At 36.6% G+C, this 21,109-nt stretch carries 16 protein-coding genes; 7 read left to right on the top strand and 9 right to left on the bottom strand.

What is annotated here, in order from left to right:
• The first annotated feature begins 1 nt into the window (after window position 1).
• The 5 genes from nuoL to K5R64_RS10510 all read left to right on the top strand — a co-directional run bounded on the left by nuoL (window position 2) and on the right by K5R64_RS10510 (window position 6,944).
• Entirely contained in the window at window positions 2–1,885 is a 1,884-nt protein-coding gene (nuoL, locus tag K5R64_RS10490; RefSeq protein ID WP_220763300.1) for an NADH-quinone oxidoreductase subunit L, read from the top strand.
• A 9-nt stretch (window positions 1,886–1,894) separates the two neighbouring features.
• Window positions 1,895–3,334 (top strand): NuoM family protein, encoded by a 1,440-nt coding sequence (locus tag K5R64_RS10495; protein WP_220763301.1) that lies wholly within the window; start codon window positions 1,895–1,897, stop codon window positions 3,332–3,334.
• A gap of 110 nt (window positions 3,335–3,444) precedes the next feature.
• Complete coding sequence (locus K5R64_RS10500) at window positions 3,445–4,815, top strand: NADH-quinone oxidoreductase subunit N (RefSeq protein ID WP_220763302.1); 1,371 nt, start codon at window positions 3,445–3,447, stop codon at window positions 4,813–4,815.
• A gap of 298 nt (window positions 4,816–5,113) precedes the next feature.
• Entirely contained in the window at window positions 5,114–5,743 is a 630-nt protein-coding gene (locus K5R64_RS10505; RefSeq protein WP_220763303.1) for a hypothetical protein, read from the top strand.
• A 595-nt stretch (window positions 5,744–6,338) separates the two neighbouring features.
• Entirely contained in the window at window positions 6,339–6,944 is a 606-nt protein-coding gene (locus K5R64_RS10510) for a hypothetical protein (RefSeq protein ID WP_220763304.1), read from the top strand.
• 1,020 nt (window positions 6,945–7,964) lie between these two features.
• On the opposite strand, the gene K5R64_RS10515 is transcribed toward K5R64_RS10510, so the two are convergent.
• Window positions 7,965–8,702 carry an NUDIX hydrolase gene (locus K5R64_RS10515; RefSeq protein WP_220763305.1) on the bottom strand — a complete coding sequence of 246 codons (738 nt, stop codon included), beginning with the start codon at window positions 8,700–8,702 and terminating at the stop codon, window positions 7,965–7,967.
• A 286-nt stretch (window positions 8,703–8,988) separates the two neighbouring features.
• Between K5R64_RS10515 and K5R64_RS10520 the strand changes: the two genes are divergently transcribed.
• Window positions 8,989–10,473, top strand: coding sequence for a mannitol dehydrogenase family protein (locus K5R64_RS10520; protein WP_220763306.1), 1,485 nt, complete (start codon window positions 8,989–8,991; stop codon window positions 10,471–10,473).
• A gap of 125 nt (window positions 10,474–10,598) precedes the next feature.
• Here the strand turns inward: K5R64_RS10520 and K5R64_RS10525 are convergent, their stop codons facing one another.
• The 8 genes from K5R64_RS10525 to K5R64_RS10560 all read right to left on the bottom strand — a co-directional run bounded on the left by K5R64_RS10525 (window position 10,599) and on the right by K5R64_RS10560 (window position 19,555).
• Window positions 10,599–11,483 carry a carbohydrate kinase gene (locus tag K5R64_RS10525; protein ID WP_220763308.1) on the bottom strand — a complete coding sequence of 295 codons (885 nt, stop codon included), beginning with the start codon at window positions 11,481–11,483 and terminating at the stop codon, window positions 10,599–10,601.
• 10 nt (window positions 11,484–11,493) lie between these two features.
• Window positions 11,494–12,978 carry a mannitol dehydrogenase family protein gene (locus K5R64_RS10530; RefSeq protein WP_220763310.1) on the bottom strand — a complete coding sequence of 495 codons (1,485 nt, stop codon included), beginning with the start codon at window positions 12,976–12,978 and terminating at the stop codon, window positions 11,494–11,496.
• A 5-nt stretch (window positions 12,979–12,983) separates the two neighbouring features.
• A complete protein-coding gene (locus tag K5R64_RS10535; protein ID WP_220763313.1) occupies window positions 12,984–13,955 on the bottom strand; it encodes an ABC transporter permease in 972 nt (323 codons plus the stop codon).
• A 25-nt stretch (window positions 13,956–13,980) separates the two neighbouring features.
• Window positions 13,981–15,498, bottom strand: coding sequence for a sugar ABC transporter ATP-binding protein (locus K5R64_RS10540; protein ID WP_220763315.1), 1,518 nt, complete (start codon window positions 15,496–15,498; stop codon window positions 13,981–13,983).
• A gap of 21 nt (window positions 15,499–15,519) precedes the next feature.
• Entirely contained in the window at window positions 15,520–16,572 is a 1,053-nt protein-coding gene (locus tag K5R64_RS10545; RefSeq protein WP_220763317.1) for a substrate-binding domain-containing protein, read from the bottom strand.
• A 46-nt stretch (window positions 16,573–16,618) separates the two neighbouring features.
• Window positions 16,619–17,500, bottom strand: coding sequence for a hypothetical protein (locus tag K5R64_RS10550; RefSeq protein ID WP_255580345.1), 882 nt, complete (start codon window positions 17,498–17,500; stop codon window positions 16,619–16,621).
• Between the two features lie 350 nt (window positions 17,501–17,850).
• Window positions 17,851–18,291 carry a LexA family transcriptional regulator gene (locus tag K5R64_RS10555; RefSeq protein ID WP_220763320.1) on the bottom strand — a complete coding sequence of 147 codons (441 nt, stop codon included), beginning with the start codon at window positions 18,289–18,291 and terminating at the stop codon, window positions 17,851–17,853.
• Window positions 18,281–19,555 carry a Y-family DNA polymerase gene (locus tag K5R64_RS10560; protein ID WP_220763322.1) on the bottom strand — a complete coding sequence of 425 codons (1,275 nt, stop codon included), beginning with the start codon at window positions 19,553–19,555 and terminating at the stop codon, window positions 18,281–18,283. Before K5R64_RS10560 ends, K5R64_RS10555 begins: the two co-directional genes overlap by 11 nt.
• A gap of 223 nt (window positions 19,556–19,778) precedes the next feature.
• Between K5R64_RS10560 and K5R64_RS10565 the strand changes: the two genes are divergently transcribed.
• Window positions 19,779–20,993, top strand: coding sequence for an MFS transporter (locus tag K5R64_RS10565; protein ID WP_220763324.1), 1,215 nt, complete (start codon window positions 19,779–19,781; stop codon window positions 20,991–20,993).
• Window positions 20,994–21,109: the final 116 nt, after the last annotated feature.

Raw genomic sequence — 21,109 nt, forward strand, 5'->3', positions numbered from 1 at the left:
AATGAATACAAATTTAGCTTTACTCTTATTATTAGCTCCTTTTTTAGGGTTTTTATTTAATATTTTCTTCGGGAAAGCGGTTGGTAAAACAGCTTCAGGAATTATAGGGACTTTGACGGTTGCTTTTTCTTTTGCTGTGACACTTTGCTTTTTCTCTCGCATTAATGCCACTCAAGAAGCCATCCAAGTTTCCTTATTTGATTGGATTCAGATTAGCCATTTCAAAGTAGACTTTGGTTTTTTATTAGACCAATTATCGGTGCTTTGGTTATTGTTTGTTACTGGAATTGGTTCGTTGATTCATTTATACTCCATTAGCTATATGCACGATGACGAGAATATGCACAAGTTTTTTGCGTATTTGAATTTGTTCATCTTCTTCATGATTAGCTTGGTTATGGGTAGCAATTTATTAGTACTTTTCATTGGTTGGGAAGGTGTTGGATTATGCTCGTATTTATTGATTGGATTTTGGCATAAAAACCAAGACTACAATGATGCGGCTAAGAAGGCTTTTATCATGAACCGTATTGGGGATTTAGGATTGCTTATTGGGATTTTTATCTTAGCTTCGATGTTTTCGACTTTGGATTATGCTAGTTTGAAAACGGCAATCTCTGCGGCTTCTAACATGGATTTAACTTTATTATCTGTTGCGGCTTTCTGTTTGTTCATTGGAGCTTGTGGGAAATCAGCGCAAATTCCATTATACACTTGGTTGCCTGATGCGATGGCGGGACCTACACCGGTTTCGGCTTTGATTCACGCGGCAACGATGGTAACGGCTGGAATTTTTATGATTACCAGATTGAATTATGTATTTGATTTGGCTCCAGAGGTTCAAAATATTATTGCGATTGTAGGTGCAGTTACCTCGCTTGTAGCGGCAACGATAGCTTTGGTACAAACGGATATCAAAAAAGTATTGGCTTACTCCACCGTATCTCAATTAGGATTAATGTTCTTGGCTTTAGGCTTAGGGGCTTATGAAGTTGCCGTTTTCCACGTGATTACACACGCTTTCTTCAAGGCTTGTTTGTTCTTAGGATCAGGTTCTGTGATTCACGCTTTGCATGGCGAACAAGACATGCGTAATATGGGTGGTTTGAAAAAATGGATGGGAATCACTTTCATAACATTTTTAATTTCATCATTAGCAATTTCTGGAATTCCGCCATTTTCAGGTTTCTTTTCGAAAGATGAAATTTTGATGGTAGCATTTGAGCACAACAAAGTACTTTGGGTTATTGCTTCGTTAGCATCATTGCTTACTGCTTTCTATATGTTCCGTTTGTTGTACTTAACATTCTTTAATGATTTTAGAGGAACGGACAAACAAAAAAGTCATTTACACGAAAGTCCCGCTTTAATTACTTTCCCGTTAATTGTTTTGGCAATTTTAGCAGCAATTGGTGGATTGATTAGTTTGCCAACGAATAGCTGGTTGAACGGATACTTAGCACCTTTATTTTCGAAAGAAGCACATGAAGCACACCACTTTGGAACACAAGAATTTGCACTTATGGCGATTGCAGTTGTTGGTGGATTGATTGGAATAGGAATTGCTTTTTCTAAATATTTGAAACAAAAACAAGTCCCTGAAGCGGATGAGGCGATTACAGGTTTCTCCAAAACCTTGTACAACAAATATTATGTGGATGAAATTTACGATGCGGTATTTGTAAAATCGATTAACAGTTTGTCGAGCTTGTTTAGAGACCGTGTTGAAACAGGATTGTCATCTTTGGTTTTTGGATTTGGAAAATTAACTAACGAAATAGGGTATCAAGGTAAGAAATTACAAAGCGGCAGTATTGGTTTGTATCTTTTTGTATTTGTATTAGGGCTTAGTGCCATTGTAACCTATTTATTTTTAGCTCAATAATTATATACCATGAACGTATCTCTTATATTAATAATTCTTTTAGTTGGTGCCTTTATAACCTATTTAGTGGGCGACAAAATAGCTTCTAAAGTGGCTTTAGTTTTTAGCGTAGTAGCTTTAGGATGCAGTGTAGTTGTACTTAATCAGTTCAATTTGGGCGAAAACATTGATTTTGTTGCACCTTGGATTAATCAACCTAAAATTTCGTTTGCTTTGGCAGCCGATGGATTAGCATTAGCAATGTTGTTATTAACGACAGCCTTATCGCCATTGATTATTTTATCTTCTTTTGGTACCCAATTTAAAAATGCCAAAAGCATCTACAGTTTGATCTTGTTCATGGCTTTTGCGATGGCAGGAACTTTCTTAGCTGCCGATGGACTTTTATATTATATCTTTTGGGAATTGGCTTTGATTCCGATTTACTTTATCGCGTTGATTTGGGGTAACGGTGATGCCGAAGACCGTAAAACCGCAGTGGTAAAATTCTTTATCTATACATTGGCAGGTTCGTTATTCATGCTAATTGCTTTTGTGTATTTGTACCAAAAAGCAGGAAGTTTATTAATCGAAGACTTATACAAATTAAACTTAACGACTGATGAACAAATTTGGATTTTTGCGGCTTTCTTTTTAGCCTACGCAATTAAGATTCCGTTGATTCCTTTTCATACTTGGCAAGCCAAGGTGTATCAAAAAGCACCAACTGTGGGAACCATGTTACTATCAGGAATTATGCTAAAAATGGGATTGTACAGTGTGATTCGTTGGCAATTGCCTATTGCGCCCTTAGCTGCTAAAGCATACATCAATATTATGATTGGTCTTGGAATTGCAGGTGTGATTTACGGTTCAATTGTAGCCTTACGTCAAAAAGACTTAAAGAAATTATTAGCCTATTCGTCACTTGCACACGTAGGATTAATTGCTGCGGGAGCTTATGCACTCAATCTTGACGGATTGCGTGGAGCAGTTTTACAAATGATTGCCCACGGTTTTGTAGTGGTTGGTTTGTTCTTTGTAGCCGAAATCATTTACAGAAGATACGAAACTAGAACGATTGCAGATATGGGAGGCATTCGTACTCAAACCCCTAAGTTTGCTTCTTTATTCATGATTTTAGTGTTGGCGTCGGTAGCTTTGCCTACGACTTTTAACTTTGTGGGTGAGTTTACCGTTTTATACAGTTTGTCACAAATCAATATTTGGTTCGCGGTATTAGGTGGAACAACTATCATTTTGGGAGCTTACTATATGTTGAAAATGTACCAACAAGTGATGTTAGGAGAAACAAATACTAAAGTTTTCGCCGAAGTGAATTTTAACGAAATTGCAGTGTTAGTCCTAATCGTGGCGGTATTGTTCGTTTTTGGTTTGTATCCAAAACCGATTAATGATTTGATTACGCCGAGCTTGGAGCATATTTTGAGTGTAATAAATAGAGGATAATATCTAATAAGGTAATAATAAAAAACAATAAATTCAGGATTTAGGAATTTTGATGGAGGGTTAAATCCTAAATAATAAAATCCTTAATCATTGAATCCAAAAATTAAACAATGAGTACATTAATAGCTATAGTAGGACTAGGTATTTTATGCCTTTTATTTGAAATTTTCGACTTCAGGAAAGCCATTATCCCGATAAGCATCATTGGCCTATTGGCTGTTTTGGGACTGAATGCAACTGAGTTCAGCAATCCAGCATCCTATTACAACAACATGATTGTGGTGAATAAATTCTCAACAGCTTTCAGTGGTTTGTTTATTATTCTAGCGATTTTCTTGATTGCATTGGGACATAAATTCTACGAATTTCAGCATTCAAAAATTTCAGATTTTATTGCTATCAAAATATTTTTACTAGCGGGAGCTGTAGCTATGGTTTCTTTTGGGAACTTAGCGATGTTCTTTTTAGGAATCGAAATTTTATCGATTTCACTTTACGTTTTGGCGTCAAGCGATAGAAAAAGTCTCAAAAGCAACGAAGCAGGAATGAAATATTTCTTAATGGGTTCTTTCGCTTCTGGAATTATCCTTTTCGGAATCTGTTTGATTTACGGAGCTATGGGAACTTTTGATGTAATCGAAATCAGTGAATTATCGTATTCAGCCGAGTTGCCTATCTGGTTCCCTATTGGAATCATCTTGGTAACTATCGGAATGTTCTTTAAGATTGCAGCGGTTCCTTTTCACTTTTGGGCACCAGATGTGTACGAAGGTTCCCCAGCATTGACTACTGCGTTGATGAGTACCTTGGCGAAAGTAGTAGCGATTGCCACCCTATTCAAATTACTAACGGCTATGAATGCGGAGATTTCTTCAGAATTCCAACTCGTAATCGTAATCGTTTCGATGGCATCGATGACCGTAGGGAACATCATGGCGTTGCGCCAAGTGAACGTAAAACGTATGCTAGCCTTCTCAGGAATCTCACATGCTGGTTTTATGTTAATGACTTTATTGAATACCGAAAACGCAGCAGGAACTTTATTGTATTATACTTCGGCTTATGCCTTAGCAGGTATTGCAGCCTTCAGTGTGGTGTTGTATGTGTGCTACAACAAACATAACGAAGACATTAACAATTTCCACGGTTTAGGAAAAACAAACCCGCTATTGGCCGCTATATTGACTGCGTCATTATTGTCTATGGCTGGTATTCCTATTTTTGCAGGATTCTTTGCCAAATTGTTTTTGTTCAACAACACTATCCAAGCAGGCTATTTATCACTAGTAATTGTAGCGGTAATCAACTCTATCATCAGTGTGGGCTATTACTTCAAACTCATCCTAGCGATGTACAACAAAGAACCAAACGAAACCAGAACAGCAACACCAGTAGTAATCTATGCCGTAGCCATCATCGCTATCGTATTGAATATCGCCCTTGGTTTGTTTCCATCATTCGTTTTGGACTTATTAGCATAAACTCTCTCCCGAAATATTTTCGGGAACCACATACACAACAGCAATAGATTTTTATTTATTGCTGTTTTTTTGTTTTTTTTGGAGCAGAAAATTTGGTAGTTTCAGGAATGATTAGTCCTGCTCACGATACTTCGGGACTGTCAGGGCTAAGGAGGGAGTTTTGTTTTTGTAAGGGGGTTTTTCTTATATTTGGGGTGGATATGTAGGACTAGATCATACATATCTACCCCAAAAGGAGTTGTTTTTGTATGATTTTGTTATAGATATACAAGTTAGCGAAAATTTAAAAAAAATGTAGATGAAGCAAAAATTAATAAATAATAAAGTATTCTGTGAAAACATTAAATCGCTCATCAAACTTTCTGAAGATTCCTTGAATTTAATTGATAACCAAAATTCAGTATTCATGTCTAAACTAACTAAAGGTGAAGCTGATGAAAACTGGTTGGACGAAAGTGCTCATCTTGCAAATTCTGATTGGATATTATTAAATTCAATATTTATAAGTATGTTTTCTCATTTTGAATTCAGATTGTTTCGTTTATGCAAAATTCTAGAAAAAGAATCAGTTAGTAAGATTAAAATTGAGCATTTAAGTGGTTCAGGAATAACAAAATTTTATAATTATTTGAATTTAGTCGGTAACATAAAATCTGCAAATAAAAACGCAACTGACTTTAATGAAATACAGAAGTTTCAAAAAATAAGAAATTTGATAACGCACAATGGAGGTATAATTTTGACTGATAAAAATAAAGACATTATTAAAGAAGATAGTTATAAATTCTTAAAAGGGCATAAAGTGGTAGTTGCTGGAAATTTGGGAATTATAAGAATAACAAAAACTACTTTTCTTGAGTATTTTGCCAACTTGATTTTTAAAATTATTAACGAAATAACGGAAGAGATAAATATAAATTTCACCTAGTATGGGTTTTTGCGCAATTTGCGAATTTATTGGAATTATCGTTTCGTATCAAGTTTATATTAAGCCGAAAATTGAGCGTTTACGAACCCAGTTCCCCAAAGTGTAGCTACTGCGCAAATGTCTTTGACTTTTCGCCATAAAGATTGGCAAGCACAGTGCTTTAGTCGCTTATGGAGATAACTCCTATCGTCGGAAAAGACAAGATTGTGGTATTGGACTTTATAATATTTGTGGATGTTATTCATATATACCGTCCCTGAGGGACTTTAGATTGCGTGTCAATTTATTTCCCCGAATTAAATTTCGGGACTAAAAATATATCATTCCTACGGATCTTTTCCACTTAAACAACATATAGAATTTCAATTGATCGTGTAAAATATTTCAAAGAGCCGTAGGCTCGGCTCCTATTTTAGGGATGGATTTTAATCCATCCTATTGTGGAGATTTCCCTGCTCCCGAGACTTCGGGACTGTCAGGGCTAAGGGGAATGTTCTGTTTTTATAGGGATGTTTTTTTTATATTTGTTTTTAAATAATGTGTAACGGTAATCATATATTTAGACTAGTTTGCTGTTGTTTAAAAATGTATAAATATGAACTCTTTCGATCCTCAAAGAACTTTTATTCATGAAATTGGACATTTCATAGCGAGAGAATTAAATAAAGATGTTTTCAAAATTGGCCTTGGAGTTGACGAAATTTACATAACTGGTAACGAAAATTTTTTTACGTCAAAAAATGGTGCTGGTGGAACTAAACCAAAAAAGCCAAAAGATTTTATAGAAAATAACATTGTTTATAATCCTGACGAACTCGTAGCAGTCTTGTTGTATGGCTGTTTATTCCAAAGTATTTATTATAAAACAAAATTTAACGATTGTTTTACCATTCAAAATTATGCAAGTGGTAAAAAAGACGCTGAACACTTTAGCTCATTAGAAAAATATATAAGTGGACAAAAAAGAAAGAGAATAGTAGAATATTTAGATGACGAATATATAAATGTTTTAAATTCATGTCCAGAGCATTTTGAATTGATAAATAAATTACATTATGAGGATTTTATACTTTGTATTAGAGATGGTGATTACATTATTGATATTGAAAAACTGAGAAATGAATTAAAACCATTTTCAGAAGAACATGCTAGTTACTACAAACAACTAATTGACAGGATTAAAATAATAAACAGTAGTTAGCTTTTGTCTACAATTACATCGTTCAATAGGTGAATTTAAATTAGCAATCTCAAAGTGATCGAACTTTCCTTGGCGCAAGCAGAAATAAACTGAAAGTCTAGTACGAGTTTTCAACTCGTATCCGCAAAGATTAACAAATGTGCTAGGTAAATTACCACATCTCCCCAAAGTATAGCTGCGCAAATGTCTCCAACTTTGCGCCACAATGATTGATAAATACAGTACTTTAGTCACTTGCGGAGGTTCCTCCTATCGTCGGAAAGACAAGATTGTGGTTACTGGGCTTTATAAATTTTATGACTCTTAATATTTTTTCTGTGAACCCACGAAGATTTTATGTTTGAACTCAGCCAACAAGAGTTCGATAACTTGAGGAGCCAGTTTGGTACCTCAAGTTGGGGTGGAATGCTACTGCACAAATGTCTCTGACTTTGCGCCACAATGATTGGCAAGTGCAGTACTTTAGTCGCTTATGGAGATTGCTTCGCCTGTTCGCTATCGCTCGAGTCTTCCTATCGTCAGAGAGACAAGATTGTGGTTACTGGACTTTATAATATTTGTGAATGTTATTCATATATACCGTCCCTACGGGACTTTAGATTGTTTTCAATTTATTCCCCGAAATGAATTTCGGGGCTACAAAATATATCGTTCCTACGCAACTTTACCATGTAAATCGGGTATAGAATTTTAATTGATTGTATAAAATCTTCCAAAGAGCTGTAGGCTCGGCTCATTATGTAGAGATAGATTTTAATTCATCCATAATATAATAGCTGTTACTTTGTGAATTTGAAAAGGTTTAGCAAAAAAAAACATGGAAAACACCCAATCTTTGCCACGCTGTAAGCGTCTCAATCAAAACACTCACATCACCTGAGATTCCTACGGAATGACAAACGGTGTGAATAAAATGTCATTAACGTATATGGAAATGTCCTTAGAAGAACCATATAAAATCTTCGAAAAAAAGTCACTCACGACAAAGGATTAAAAAAACACACAATTTCACCACCAAAACTATAATATCGTACTGATGAGATGGTCTTTCTCCGCTACTTTGTCATAGACGTCTTTACTGAACATGAACAACTTGGAGGGTTTTTTGGAGCCGGCTACTTTTCGTTTGTCTTCCAATGGGACAATGTACGGCTTGCTGAGTGTTTTCTTTCTGAAATTGCGGTTGTCTAATTCGATATTTAGCAGAATTTCGAAAGCCGTTTGAAGTTCGTTCAAGGTGAATTTTACGGGAACCAAGTCAAACATAATCGGCTCTGTCATGATTTTGCTTTGCAAATCTTCATAAGCATCCTGAATGATGAAGCGATGGTCAAAACCTACATCGGGTAAGGATTTGACTGGAAACCATTTTAAATTGCTGTTATCCTCAATCGTAAGGCTTGCTTGTGGAATGGTCAAATAATACACAACTGTGATGGTGCGTACTTCGGCGCCTTGACTTCTAATCCACAATAAATCTTTATCGGCTTTGAGACGTTTTTGGCTTCCGTAGGTTCTAAATTGCTTTTTATTTGTGAATTGCAGCCCTGAAATAGTGGCTAAAATCAAATCCGCAGATTCTTCTAAATTTTTACTCTTGAGTACATTTTTGCCAGGTAAAACCCAATCATCAATTTCGGGATAATTGTCATTGAAGAGATTTAAGGTTCTTTTGCGAAGCAAGACATTAAGACTATCTGCTCCTAGTCCAAAAATCACACAATCGACAGATAAGTTACTTATTTTTCTAAAGTCCATAATTCAATATTAGGATTTCGCATTGCCTTGTGGCATCTTACAAATATAGGTTTTTTTACTATTTTTATTGATTAATATGTGATTTACTCAGGGCAAATGCATGAGCTAAAAATAACCGCAGATTCGCAGATTTTATCTTATGTTGTTAGGGATGAATCAATTTGCGCTAATTCTGCTTTTAAGCGGGTTATTTACAATCAGAACTATTTAAAATTTGCGAATCTGTGGTAATAAAAAAAATATGTATTTTTAAGGCTTCAAAAACTTTTATAGCTTTCCCTAAACTATGGCAAAATCCTATTATCTTAATGCAGAAAACCTAAGTTTGTTGCCTTCAGAAGTTGCTGTTCCTTCGTATGACAGAAACCAAATTAAGACTAGCATTTTACACATAGGGGTGAGCAATTTTCACCGCTCGCATCAAGCGTATTACATTCACGAACTCATAGACAAATACAAAGAACTCCATTATGGGATTTGTGGCGTCGATTTATTGGATTCGGATCGTAAAATTTACAACATCCTAAAAGACCAAGACGGCCTTTACACCTTATATACCAAAGAACCCAATGGCTCTCACAAAGCCAAAATCATCGGAGCAATTGTGGAATATTTCTTTGGTCCTGAAAACCCTTTGGCTGTTATCGAAAAAATGGCGCATCCGGATATCAAAATCATCTCGATGACCATTGCTGAAGATGGCTACCACCTGAACGAAATTACCGGAGAATTTGATATCAACCATCCGGCAGTGAATGAAGATATCAAAAATCCGTTTAGTCCAAAAACCGTTTTTGGCTATTTGACACAGTCATTTAAATTAAGAAAACTGCGTAATTTACCCGGGTGTACGATTTTGTCCTGTGACAACATCAAATCGAATGGCGATACGATGAAACAATCGCTATTGAATTATGTGAGTAAAGTAGAGCCCGATTTGCTGGATTGGATTTCAAAAAACACCTGTTTTCCCAACACGATGGTGGACCGAATTACACCTATCACCAACTCCAAAGACATTAGTACGCTAAAAGAAGATTTCGCTATTGATGACCAATGGCCGGTAGTGTGTGAACCTTTTAGCCAATGGGTAATTGAGAATGCATTCATTCACGACCGACCAAATTGGGACAAAGTGGGCGTACAATACACCCAGAACATTGCTCCTTTTGAAAACTTAAAACTGCGCTTGCTGAACGCGAGCCACACCATATTAGGAATCTTAGGAACTTTACACGGGTATAAAACCGTTTATGAAACGGCTATTGATGCCGATTTTATGTTGTTCTTAAAAAACTTTCTGGACGAAGAAGTAACGCCTACACTAACGGACTCCGACTCAAAAAGTATTGAAGATTACAAGAAAAGCTTGGTAAACCGATTTAAAAATCCGCATATCAATGACCAATTGATTCGTATTTGTCAAGAAAGTTCGGCTAAGGTACCTTTGTTTATTTTGCCAACCATCAAGAACCAATTGGCTAACGAAAAAAAGATTAAATGGGCTGCTTTTATTATTGCCGCTTGGGCTAAATATAATGATGGTATTGACGACAATGAACAACCCTATGACATCATCGATACCATGAGCGGCACCTTGATTAGAACGGCTGCCTTATCTATCCAAAACCCGATAAAATTCTTGGAAATCAAATCTATTTTTGAGGATTTGAGCGAAAATGAATTATTTGCTTCGTATTATTTGGACGCTTTGGCACAATTGAGAGAAGAAAAAGTAAAAGTGTGTATCCAGAATTGGAATGCGAATTAATAAATTTCATTTCGGTGATTAAAATTTCACATCTAATCCTATAATGAAAAAACTCCATGATTTACATCATGAAGTTTTAGACAATAGTTCAAGTTAAAAAAATTATATAAAAAATAGTTGATGGGTTACGACATACCCATCAATTGTGTTAGTTCTTCCTCGTTAATTATAGGGTTGGCTCCTTCGTTACTGGCTACTAAAGCACCCATTGCACAAGCATAATTCAATGCTTCTTGAGGTGCTGTTTGTTTCATTATTTTACTAATTAAGGTAGCCAAAAAAGAATCTCCAGCTCCAACAGTATCTACAACGGTAACCTTATATCCTGAATTATAGTAAAATTTCCCTTCGAAAAACAAGACAGCTCCTGCTCCTCCTTTGGTGACACAAATACAGTCTGTATGTGTTTTTTCTGCAATAAATACAATGGTTTCTTCTAATGTTTGTGCATTAGAATGCATCAAACGGGCAATCTCAAAAATCTCTTCGTCATTAAATTTTATCAAATCAGCTTCGTTCATCAGATGATGTAAAACTTCGGCATTGTAATAAGGTGGGCGTAGATTAACATCAAAAATTTTGTAATTGGCCCACTTCAAAAGTTCGTATAATGTAGTTCTTGTGATTGCATCTCTAGAGGACAAACTCCCAAAAATAAAGGCATCAGCACTTTTGGCAAGTGCTATTGCAGTGGGTGTACATTCGATTTTATCCCAAGCTCTAGGATGCACAATTTCATAGGAAGCTGCACCGTTTTGATCTAAGGTAACTTCAACCGTACTGGTTTTGTATTGAGAATCAACTTGAATACCTGAGGTATCTACTTGGTTGTCTTTTAAAAAATTAACAATTTTCTTCCCGTCTTCATCGTCTCCAATTCTACTAATAACGGAGGTTTCATTCCCCATGGATTTCATCCTTACCGCCACATTCAAAGGGGCGCCTCCAATTTTTTTATGCGTTGGAAACACATCCCACAACACTTCTCCAAAGCAGCTTACTTTTATCATCGTTAGGGTATTAAAAGTTACTATTCATCTCCAAGATACATTTTTTTACTCCAAATGACACGATATCGCGATACGATTTTGTAAACGCATCACAAAAACGAGCTGATTGGCTTAAATTCCCGAAAACTTCTTCAAGAGTTAAAAATTGTGCTGGATTTTCTTTTGCCAGTTGGGCTTGAGCCAAAAGCGTTTCTTGAAGCGCATCTTTGATAGTAATGGGTTCATTTTTTTCGTTCACGCCCAAGCTATACACTGCCCAAGCCGCTAAAACAAAAGCCGCATAATCCACAGTCCCATTAATTTTTAATTGTTCGTGAACCGTTGGTAAAATAAACTTCGGAATCTTAGCTGATGTTTCGGAACAAATACGCTCTATTTGGTCTTTGATGTGGGTATTGCTGAATCTTTCGATAAGCGTTTTTTTGTATTTAGGCAAATCCATACCTTCTAATCCATGAAGAATCGGTGTAACCTCATTGTCCAAATAGATGGCTAAGAACTTCCCGATTTCAGGTTTGCTAATCGCTTCATCAATGGTCGTGTATCCCATCAAGCTCCCTAAGATGCCAACTACAGAGTGTCCTGCATTGAGTAATCCTAATTTCATTTTTTCAAAAGGCTCAACATCTTTTACAAACTGAACTCCCACCGTTTCCAACGGAGGTCTGCCAGCGATAAAATTGTCTTCGATAACCCATTGTTGAAAGGATTCGCATACGACAGGCCATTGGTCTTCAATTCCTGAAGTTTCTAGAAGATGGCTACAATCCGATGGCATCGTGGCAGGGGTGATTCGGTCCACCATACTGTTGGGAAACGATACATTAGCTTCCATCCATTCTAATAAATCAGGCTGTGCAAATTGGATATAAGAAACTAACATTCCCTTAGTAACATCGCCATTCCCTTCGATATTATCGCATGAAAGGATGGTACAAGGTCCGCTGTTATTTTCTTTACGCAGTTGTAAGGCTTGTGTCAGGTAACCAAAAATGGTTTTAGGCGACTCTGGATTTTGGCTATCGTGAATGATTTGAGGATTGTCAAAATTAAACTTTCCTGTTGCTTCGTTCAAGTTATAGCCTCCCTCTGTAATGGTTAGCGAAATAATTTTAACCTCTGGAGAGGCCATTTTTTCGATTACTGCTTTAGGATTTGCCGGTGCGTATAAATAGTCCACTATTGAACCCATTACGCGCTTAGTCAAACTCCCGTCAAGCTCTTTTACTACTAAGGTATATAAGCCGTCTTGGGTGTGTAAGGTGTTGTAGATTTTTTGATCAAAATCCAACAAAGCCACTCCGCAAATTCCCCAATTAGCGTTAGATTCCTCATGTAATAATTGGTCTAAGTACATGGCTTGGTGTGCTCTATGAAAACCACCTACCCCTACATGTACTATTCCTGACTTGATATTTTCTCGGTTGTATTGAGGTATAGCGACCCTGTCAGACAACTCTTGCAAGTTGCTGTTGTTCAATTTAATATGTTTCATGTTTGTTATTTTTTTCCTTCGAATTTTTGAAATAAAACCGCCAAGATGATGATTCCACCTTTTACGACTTGTTGTGGATAAGAAGGTACGTTGAGTAGATTTAAAATATTTCCAATTAAGCCTAAGATTAACACGCCCATAAGTGTATTCACGGCATTTCCTTTTCCACCATTCAAGCTAGCGCCACCAATGACCACTGCCGCAATGGCATCCAATTCCCAAGCTACTCCCATATTAGGCGAACCTAAGTTGGTTCTTGAAGCGGTGATAATAGCTGCCAAAGCTGCTAAAGAGCCTGATATGGCATAGACCAAAAATTTATATTTACTTACTTTAATTCCAGATAAACGAGAAGCTTCCTCGTTACTTCCCATCGCGATTACTAATCGCCCAAAAACATTGTACTTTAACACCACTGCGGCAATTGCTACAACGATAAAAAATACGATAGCGATATTTGGGATAAATAGGGTAGAGTTGTTTGCAAAATCAGACATGAAGGCTCCTCCTGGCGAATCAAATGTAACAGGTGAACCCTTAGAATAAATAAATCCTAATCCTCTTGCAATGGTCATTAAGGCCAAAGTTGCAATGAAGGGTGCCATTTTTTGATAGGCAACTAAATAACCCGACAAACTCCCCAGAGCAAAACCTAATAAGAGGGTTCCCAAAATGGCTACGGGTAAAATCACCACATTGATTAAGAGGGCAAAGGTTACCGCTAATAAGGCCACCATAGAACCTACTGACAAATCAATACCGCCAGTAAGAATTACAATTAACATTCCGATACTGATAATCCCAATTCCAGATACTTGTTTTAACAAGTTAGACAGATTGGTTTCAGTAAAAAATACATCAGAAATAAATGCTGAAAAAATAACCAGCAGAATAAAAATAAAAATGGTGTTGTGTTTAATCAGGAATTTTAATATCCCACCTGCACCGCTAGACTGTTCTTTTATAGATGAATTCATTGTTTTGATATTTAAGTTGTTATTTTTAATTTTTTAATTCTTCACCAATTGAATACCTTAAAATATTTTCTTCAGTGAATTTTTCCTTAGGTAATTCGCCAAAAATTGTTCCCTTATGCATTACCAGAATTCGGTCAGCTATTCCCATAATCTCTGGCATATCCGAAGAAATAACAATAACCCCAACTCCTTTTTGAGCTACTTCGTTTATGAGGTTGTATATCTCCACTTTGGCACCCACATCAACTCCTCTGGTGGGTTCATCAATAATAATCAGTTTGCTGTCAATGCTCAGCCATTTGGCTAAAGCTACTTTTTGCTGGTTTCCACCTGATAGGTTTTTTACATCTACCTCGCTACTGACTGTTTTGATTTTTAACTTACTGATCAAACCGCTAACATTTTCAAATTCTTTTTTATTGTTTATAAAACCAAATGCACTTGAAATGGGTTTGAAGCTCGTAATACTTATATTTTTTCTAATGGAAAGCGGTAAAAACACACCTTCTTCTTTTCTGTCTTCTGATACAAAACCAATTTCGTTTTTTACTGCATCAAAAGGTGTATTGGTAGTAATGACTTTCCCGTTAAGTATCAAGGTCCCCGATTTCTTTTTGTCGGCACCAAAAATAAGTTTGGCCATCTCGGTTCTACCGCTACCACCTAAACCAGCTATACCTAGTACTTCGCCAGGGCGAACAGAAAAAGAAACATCTTTAATAAATCCATCACTTCCGTAAAGATTTTTAACTTCAAAAACTGGAGTCACGCTAGTATTAGGGTCCCGACTAGGATACAAATCCTCCAAATCACGACCAATCATTAATTTTATCACATTGTCTTTATCAATGTCTTTTGTTGCCATGCTTCCCGTATCAACACCGTCTTTTAATACGGTTATGGTGTCAGCTATCTTGAATATCTCATCCAAGTGATGCGAAATATAGATGATTGACATGCCTTCTTTTTTGAGCCTCAAAAGATTGTCAAACAATTTTTGCGCATCATTTGGATCAAATACTGTCGTAGGTTCGTCCAAAACCAATACTTTGGTGTCTTCTGATAAAGCCTTTGCAATTTCGACCACTTGTTTTTGAACAATGCTTAAATCCCTCACTTTGGCCGAAGCATCAATGTCAAACCCCAAAGAGTTTATCAATTGCTGTGCATCATTGGTGATTTCTTTCCAACGCATCCAAAATTTACTTGCACCTAATTTGTGTAAATAAATATTTTCTGCAACGGATAAATCATTTACTAAGGACAATTCTTGGTACACGACACTAATACCTAACATTTGTCCGTAGTGGGTGTTTTTAGGATTAATTTCTTCTCCATTCAGCAGGACGGTACCACCATCCTTTTGATGTACACCACTTAGGATTTTAACTAAGGTAGATTTTCCTGCTCCATTCTCGCCGAGTAAAGCATGGATTTCTCCATGCTTTATTTTTAAATTCACTCCTTGGAGTACTGAAACAACACCAAAACTTTTGGTAATTCCAGTCATCTCAACTCGGTATTCACTTTTCCTGTTTTCCATGCTACTATAGTTTTGCAATTATTAAAACAATGCTTTTGGATTGTAATATTTAGCCGCGTTTTCTTTGGTGATTAATAAAGGTGCTGTATAAGATACTTTAGGGAAGTCTCTTTTGCCATTAATGTATTGAATGGCTCCTTCAACTGCATTTTTACCTATTTGTACCGGGCTATTCATAGCAGTACATCCATAAAAATTAGTATCCATAATGTATTTAATAGCTTCTTTTTGACCATCTGCAGCTGCTACAATTAAGATGTCATTTGTTTTTCCAGCTTGTTTGATTGCCTTGATAGCACCTAGTACACATACATCAGCTTCTGCCAATACTACATTGATATTTGGGTGAGCGACTAGGATATCTTCCATGGCTTTTTGACCTCCCGCGTATGTCCAATCTGTGTACATTTGCGTCTCAACAGTCAAGTTAATTTTTCCTTGGCTTCTCAATTGCTCCTCGGTAATACCTTGCAACAAACCTTGTTTGCGAGTTCTACCTACTGGGTTTCCTGCGTTTCCACTCAATAGGGCAATAGTCATTTTTTTAGCTCCAAATTTCTTAGCTACCCATTCACCAGCTAATTCTCCGTTTGCCAAATTATTTGACTGAATAGTAGTCACATAATCAGCTGAATCATCAATAGAACTATCAATAATAAATACTGGAATTCCTGCTTTCTTAGCCAATTTAGTTACACCAACTAAGGCATCAGGGTCTTTAGGATTCAACAATAAAGCATCTACTCCTTTGGTGATTAAATCCTCAACAGCAGCAATTTGTTTGTTGATGTCTCCTTGACCGTCTGCTGATAAGAAAGTCATTCCGTTTGCTTCTGTAGTTTCTTGAATACTTGTCAATAGCGCTTGGTAATACGGAGCGTCTAATGATGGCGTGCAATATCCAATTTTCATCCCTGTCAAATCTTTGGCGCTTTCAATTTTACTACCTGTATTTTCTGTAGTGCCAGCATCCTCAGGTTTTGCATTTTTTTCTTTATCAATACAACTTGCTGTAGTTGCAATAATGGCCAACATCAATAAAGGCTTAACTATTTTTTTAAATACTGTTTTCATGGTTTTTAAGTTTTTGATTGTCAATAATTTTTTTTTACTTTTTATATTAGAATAGTTTTACGTCAACTTGTAATACTGTTTTTTCTTTTTCTGGATTCCACATTGCGGTTACGTCCACTGGAAAAACATAGTTTCCTAATTTTACATTTTTAGACAAGACTGCTCCCACATTAATAAAGTTTCCTTTGCCTTCGGTATAAAAAGTTTTATCCGTTATAAAAGACCAAGCACCACCTGCAAAAAGAGAAAGATTGGTTCCGTTTTTCTTCTGCCAAACCTTGCTTTTTACTTCTAAATAATGCGTATAGGAATCCTTAAGTGAACCGTCGGCCTGAACTTCATAATCTCCAGAACCTCCACCTAAAATTGTGGCTAAATACAAAGAAGTGTTTTTAGTTGCTTGGTATCCGAAGTTTAAATCTACGAAATTATATCCTTGTGTTTTGTCATAACTCCAATAATGTAGCTTATCTCCTCTTTCTTCTACTCCAGTATAGTTGTTGTGTGTTACAGCTTCTATAAAAAATTTGTCTGTAAAATGATAGGCAGTATAGATGGAGAATTCTTTGTAATGTGCACCCACCTGATCGCCATTTTTGTTAGTAACATCAGAAGCTGCACCTGCTCCTCCCCAAAAACCAAATACAAATTTTTTATCCCTTGTGTTGTATTCTAAATTAGTAGCGACCATTGGGCCAGGAGTTACTACAAAGCCATGCCACAAGTGCATGTTTTTTAATCGAAGACCAAATGAGAACGGTTCGTATTTGTCTTCTACTTCTTCGGTATCTTTAAATACCTCATTTTTATTCTTCTGTGCCTGAATAGAAGTGGCACTCAATAACAAGACTACTGCTATGGCTTGTATTGTTTTCTTTCCTTTTTTAATTGCTTTAAAAGCTCCTTGAGTTTGGGCTAATTGATTCATAATTAATTTTTTTGTTAGTTTGATAGTTTGTTAGGTTTTTATAAAACGTATTTTGTACGCTTTATTAAAGCAAAGATAGAATTAATTTTAAGATATCTAAAAATATTTTACGTTAAAAAAACATTTAATATAAAAAAATAAACTATAAAATGCGATTAATGCCAATAAATACAAGTATTTTGGATATTTAAAATAATTACGTAAAAAATACGTTTTATTTTAAAATGAAAGAAAAGTAAGTCGCGATTTGTTTCAAAAATTCTTAAAAAAGACTTGCTAACAACCAAACCTTTACTAGAAGTAAGGGCGATGTAGTGTTGTAATAAAAAGTAGGGTGTAAAGGGAAGGCTTTACATTTTCTTAATCACATAAGTTACAATTCCCCAAATGACGAATTGATTCTCTTCGGTGACTTTAATAGGGTTGTACGTGGGGTTTTCAGGCATGAGATAAAGGAAATCTTTCTCTAATTTGATGCGTTTTACGGTAAATTCGCCATCGATAAAACAAATGGCAATTTTGTTGTTTTGAGGTTCTAAACTTCTGTCCACGACCAACACATCTTTGTCTTCTATACCCGCATCTACCATTGAGTTTCCTTTGACTTTGATGTAGAAAGTAGCCAACGGATTTTCGCTTAACTCTTTGTTCAAATCAATATTGTTCTCCATGAAGTCGGCTGCGGGTGAAGGAAATCCAGCCGAAACACCATCCGGAATAAAAGGGATGCGCAAATCACTTTCGTAATCTGGTTTGAAAAACTGGAGTTTGTTTTCTTTCTTAGCCGACATTGATTTCGAGTAGCTCTTTAAAATTAGTTGTGTATTTAGGCGATAAATGATTTTGATTCATGTCCCAGGTTAGGCGTAAATTTTGGGAAGCCAATTTGATTTTGGTTTCTCCTATTTTATGATTTAGTACATCCATTACCTGCATCAACGCCAAATGTTTGGGGTTTTCCTCCTCAAAAAGTTGGAATTGTTTTTTGTTTTCATCCGTAAGTCCCGTAACGATAACACCCGCTTTCTTGAATTTCAAATGTTCATTGCCTTTGTGCAATTGCTTTAATAATTGTACCGCTGCATTGGCAATCGTTAAACTGGAATGAGTGCCATAGGGCAGATTGACCGCTGCATTAAAATAATACTTATTGGTTTCAATACGGTGTTTGTCCACCACGAGCATCACGACAATGGTGTGACAACAGGACTTTTGTTTGCGTAATTTTTCGGCACAAACGACGGCAAAGGTGGTTATTCTTTCGCGAAGCAAATCAAAATCAGCGATTTGTTTGGGAAAACTTCGGGTAACGGATACGCTTTTTTTCTGCTCCACAATAGGTTCCAAATCCAAAACAGAGTTCCCTTCCAGTTCGTATTTCAATCGCATGCCTATCACGCCCATTTCTTTTTTAATCCAAGCCTCATGTTGGGGCTGAATAAAATCATAAGCAGTATGGATGTTGCGTGATTTTACTTTTTTGATAGTGCGGTAACCAATGCCCCATACATCTTCAATCTTGGTCCACTTCAACGCTTTGATACGTTTTTCATCCGAATCGATTACATACACTCCTGAGGTGCGGTCTTGAAATTTCTTCGCGATTCTATTGGCTACCTTGGATAAGGCTTTGGTAGGGGCAAAACCGATGCAAACAGGAAGTCCTACCCATTTATGAATGCGCTGTTTCATTTGAAGGCCATAATCGTGAAAATTGGTTACAGCAAGTCCGTCAAAATTCAGGAAAGCCTCGTCAATGCTGTAAATCTCCACATTAGGAGTAAATTGCCCTAAAATGGCCATTACCCGATTGCTCAAGTCGCCGTAAAGCGCATAATTAGACGAAAAAACCTGAATGTTTTTTTCGCGGATGAGCTCTTTGATTTGGAAGGCTGGTGCGCCCATAGGAACTCCTGCTTCCTTGGCTTCATTACTGCGCGAGATGACACAGCCGTCATTATTAGACAGAATAACCACTGGTTTTCCGTTCAATTCAGGACGAAAAACCCGCTCACAGGAGGCATAAAAGTTATTACAATCGACTAGTGCATACATGTTACAAAATTAAGCAATAGTGGGATGATACTCCTTTGTAATGGCGTTAAATTTATCAACTACTTCGCTCTAATTTAGCTTCCGTTGTTGGGTGTGTACAATCCATAATGAGAAGATTTTTGGGTTTTGTTGGAATAGGTATGGAGATTTCCGTTTGAGTGTTGGGGTGCCGTTCGGACAGAGTTTCGTATTTTTGTGATTTAGCAACTACAACATCATTATTTTGATTCGATTAAACTTTATAGGGAATTACCGCGCGCAAGGAAAAATAAAAAAGAGTTTTAGAAAAGCAAAACAATCTTATTTGCGACGTATTCGCTGGGCTGTTTCTTCTTTTTATTTTGGGATGGGATTGTGTTTTGCTACTTGGGCGAGCAGAATTCCAGATATCAAAGTAGCCTTGGATTTAAGTCCTGCTGATTTGGGTAGTATCTTGCTAGCACTTCCGTTAGGGCAACTCACGATGATGCCTTTTTCGGGTAAACTGGTCACGCGATATGGAAGCCATCGTTTGTTGTTGTTTTCATTGAGTATGTATGCTGTTTGTTTGTCTAATATGGGATTGGCGGTTCATTCGTGGCAATTAGCGCTTGGGTTGTTTCTTTTTGGTATGTGTGGCAATATGAATAATATAGCCGTAAACACACAAGGGGTTTATACTGAGAAATTGTATAATAAGAACATTATGTCATCGTTTCACGGCGTGTGGAGTTTTGCTGGTTTCATAGGAGCTTTAATTGGGATACTGATGCTGGCCATAGCATTTACGCCTTTTCAGCATTTCTTGACTGTGGCTTTTTTGGTATTTACCTTGGTTGCGGTTAATTTTAAGTTTTTAATAAAAGCAAAAGAATCACCTAAGTCTAATGAAAAACGGAAGCTTTTTACCAAACCAGATCCTGCACTTGTGTGGCTAGGGGTGATTGGTTTTGGGTGTATGGCCAGTGAAGGAATTATGTTTGACTGGAGTGGTGTTTATTTTGAAGAAATTGTTCAAGTCCCAGGGCCTTTAATCGTTCTGGGTTATACTTCCTATATGATTATGATGGCGACAGGACGTTTTTTGGGAGACGGACTGATTACTCGTTTTGGTCGTAAAAATGTTATTCAAATCAGTGGCGTACTGATTTCGACAGGATTGTTTACGGCGGTATTTTTTCCGTATTTAATTCCTGCCACTGCTGGATTTATGTTAGTTGGTTTAGGAGTTTCTACCATCGTGCCTACCATTTATAGTGTAGCCGGAAAAACACCGCATATTCCTCCAGGTGAGGCTATTGCCATGGTAACCAGTGTGAGTTTTTTGGGTTTTTTGATGGGGCCGCCGGTAATCGGATTTATTGCAGAGCTTTTTGGGTTGCGATTTTCGTTTGCTTTTATCGGTATATTTGGTTTGATAATTGCATTTTTAGTATCCAAAATACAGGCTTTAAGGTAAAAATCCCTTTGTTGTTTAATCCCAAAATGTATGGGGAAGACGAAATTATTTAAACAAAAAAACCATTCGCGAAGAATGGTTTTTTTGTTGGTGAAAATTTGCTTTGTTCCAAAATC

It is taken from the genome of Flavobacterium sp. UMI-01, from assembly GCF_019656315.1.
Classification (GTDB): Bacteria; Bacteroidota; Bacteroidia; order Flavobacteriales; family Flavobacteriaceae; genus Flavobacterium.

Bases quoted from the DNA above. Each gene is read 5' to 3' on its own strand.
- nuoL (WP_220763300.1), top strand. From the start codon at position 2: ATGAATACAAATTTAGCTTTACTCTTATTATTAGCTCCTTTTTTAGGG.
- K5R64_RS10495 (WP_220763301.1), top strand. From the start codon at position 1,895: ATGAACGTATCTCTTATATTAATAATTCTTTTAGTTGGTGCCTTTATA.
- K5R64_RS10500 (WP_220763302.1), top strand. From the start codon at position 3,445: ATGAGTACATTAATAGCTATAGTAGGACTAGGTATTTTATGCCTTTTA.
- K5R64_RS10505 (WP_220763303.1), top strand. From the start codon at position 5,114: ATGAAGCAAAAATTAATAAATAATAAAGTATTCTGTGAAAACATTAAA.
- K5R64_RS10510 (WP_220763304.1), top strand. From the start codon at position 6,339: ATGAACTCTTTCGATCCTCAAAGAACTTTTATTCATGAAATTGGACAT.
- K5R64_RS10515 (WP_220763305.1), bottom strand. From the start codon at position 8,702: ATGGACTTTAGAAAAATAAGTAACTTATCTGTCGATTGTGTGATTTTT.
- K5R64_RS10520 (WP_220763306.1), top strand. From the start codon at position 8,989: ATGGCAAAATCCTATTATCTTAATGCAGAAAACCTAAGTTTGTTGCCT.
- K5R64_RS10525 (WP_220763308.1), bottom strand. From the start codon at position 11,483: ATGATAAAAGTAAGCTGCTTTGGAGAAGTGTTGTGGGATGTGTTTCCA.
- K5R64_RS10530 (WP_220763310.1), bottom strand. From the start codon at position 12,978: ATGAAACATATTAAATTGAACAACAGCAACTTGCAAGAGTTGTCTGAC.
- K5R64_RS10535 (WP_220763313.1), bottom strand. From the start codon at position 13,955: ATGAATTCATCTATAAAAGAACAGTCTAGCGGTGCAGGTGGGATATTA.
- K5R64_RS10540 (WP_220763315.1), bottom strand. From the start codon at position 15,498: ATGGAAAACAGGAAAAGTGAATACCGAGTTGAGATGACTGGAATTACC.
- K5R64_RS10545 (WP_220763317.1), bottom strand. From the start codon at position 16,572: ATGAAAACAGTATTTAAAAAAATAGTTAAGCCTTTATTGATGTTGGCC.
- K5R64_RS10550 (WP_255580345.1), bottom strand. From the start codon at position 17,500: ATGAATCAATTAGCCCAAACTCAAGGAGCTTTTAAAGCAATTAAAAAA.
- K5R64_RS10555 (WP_220763320.1), bottom strand. From the start codon at position 18,291: ATGTCGGCTAAGAAAGAAAACAAACTCCAGTTTTTCAAACCAGATTAC.
- K5R64_RS10560 (WP_220763322.1), bottom strand. From the start codon at position 19,555: ATGTATGCACTAGTCGATTGTAATAACTTTTATGCCTCCTGTGAGCGG.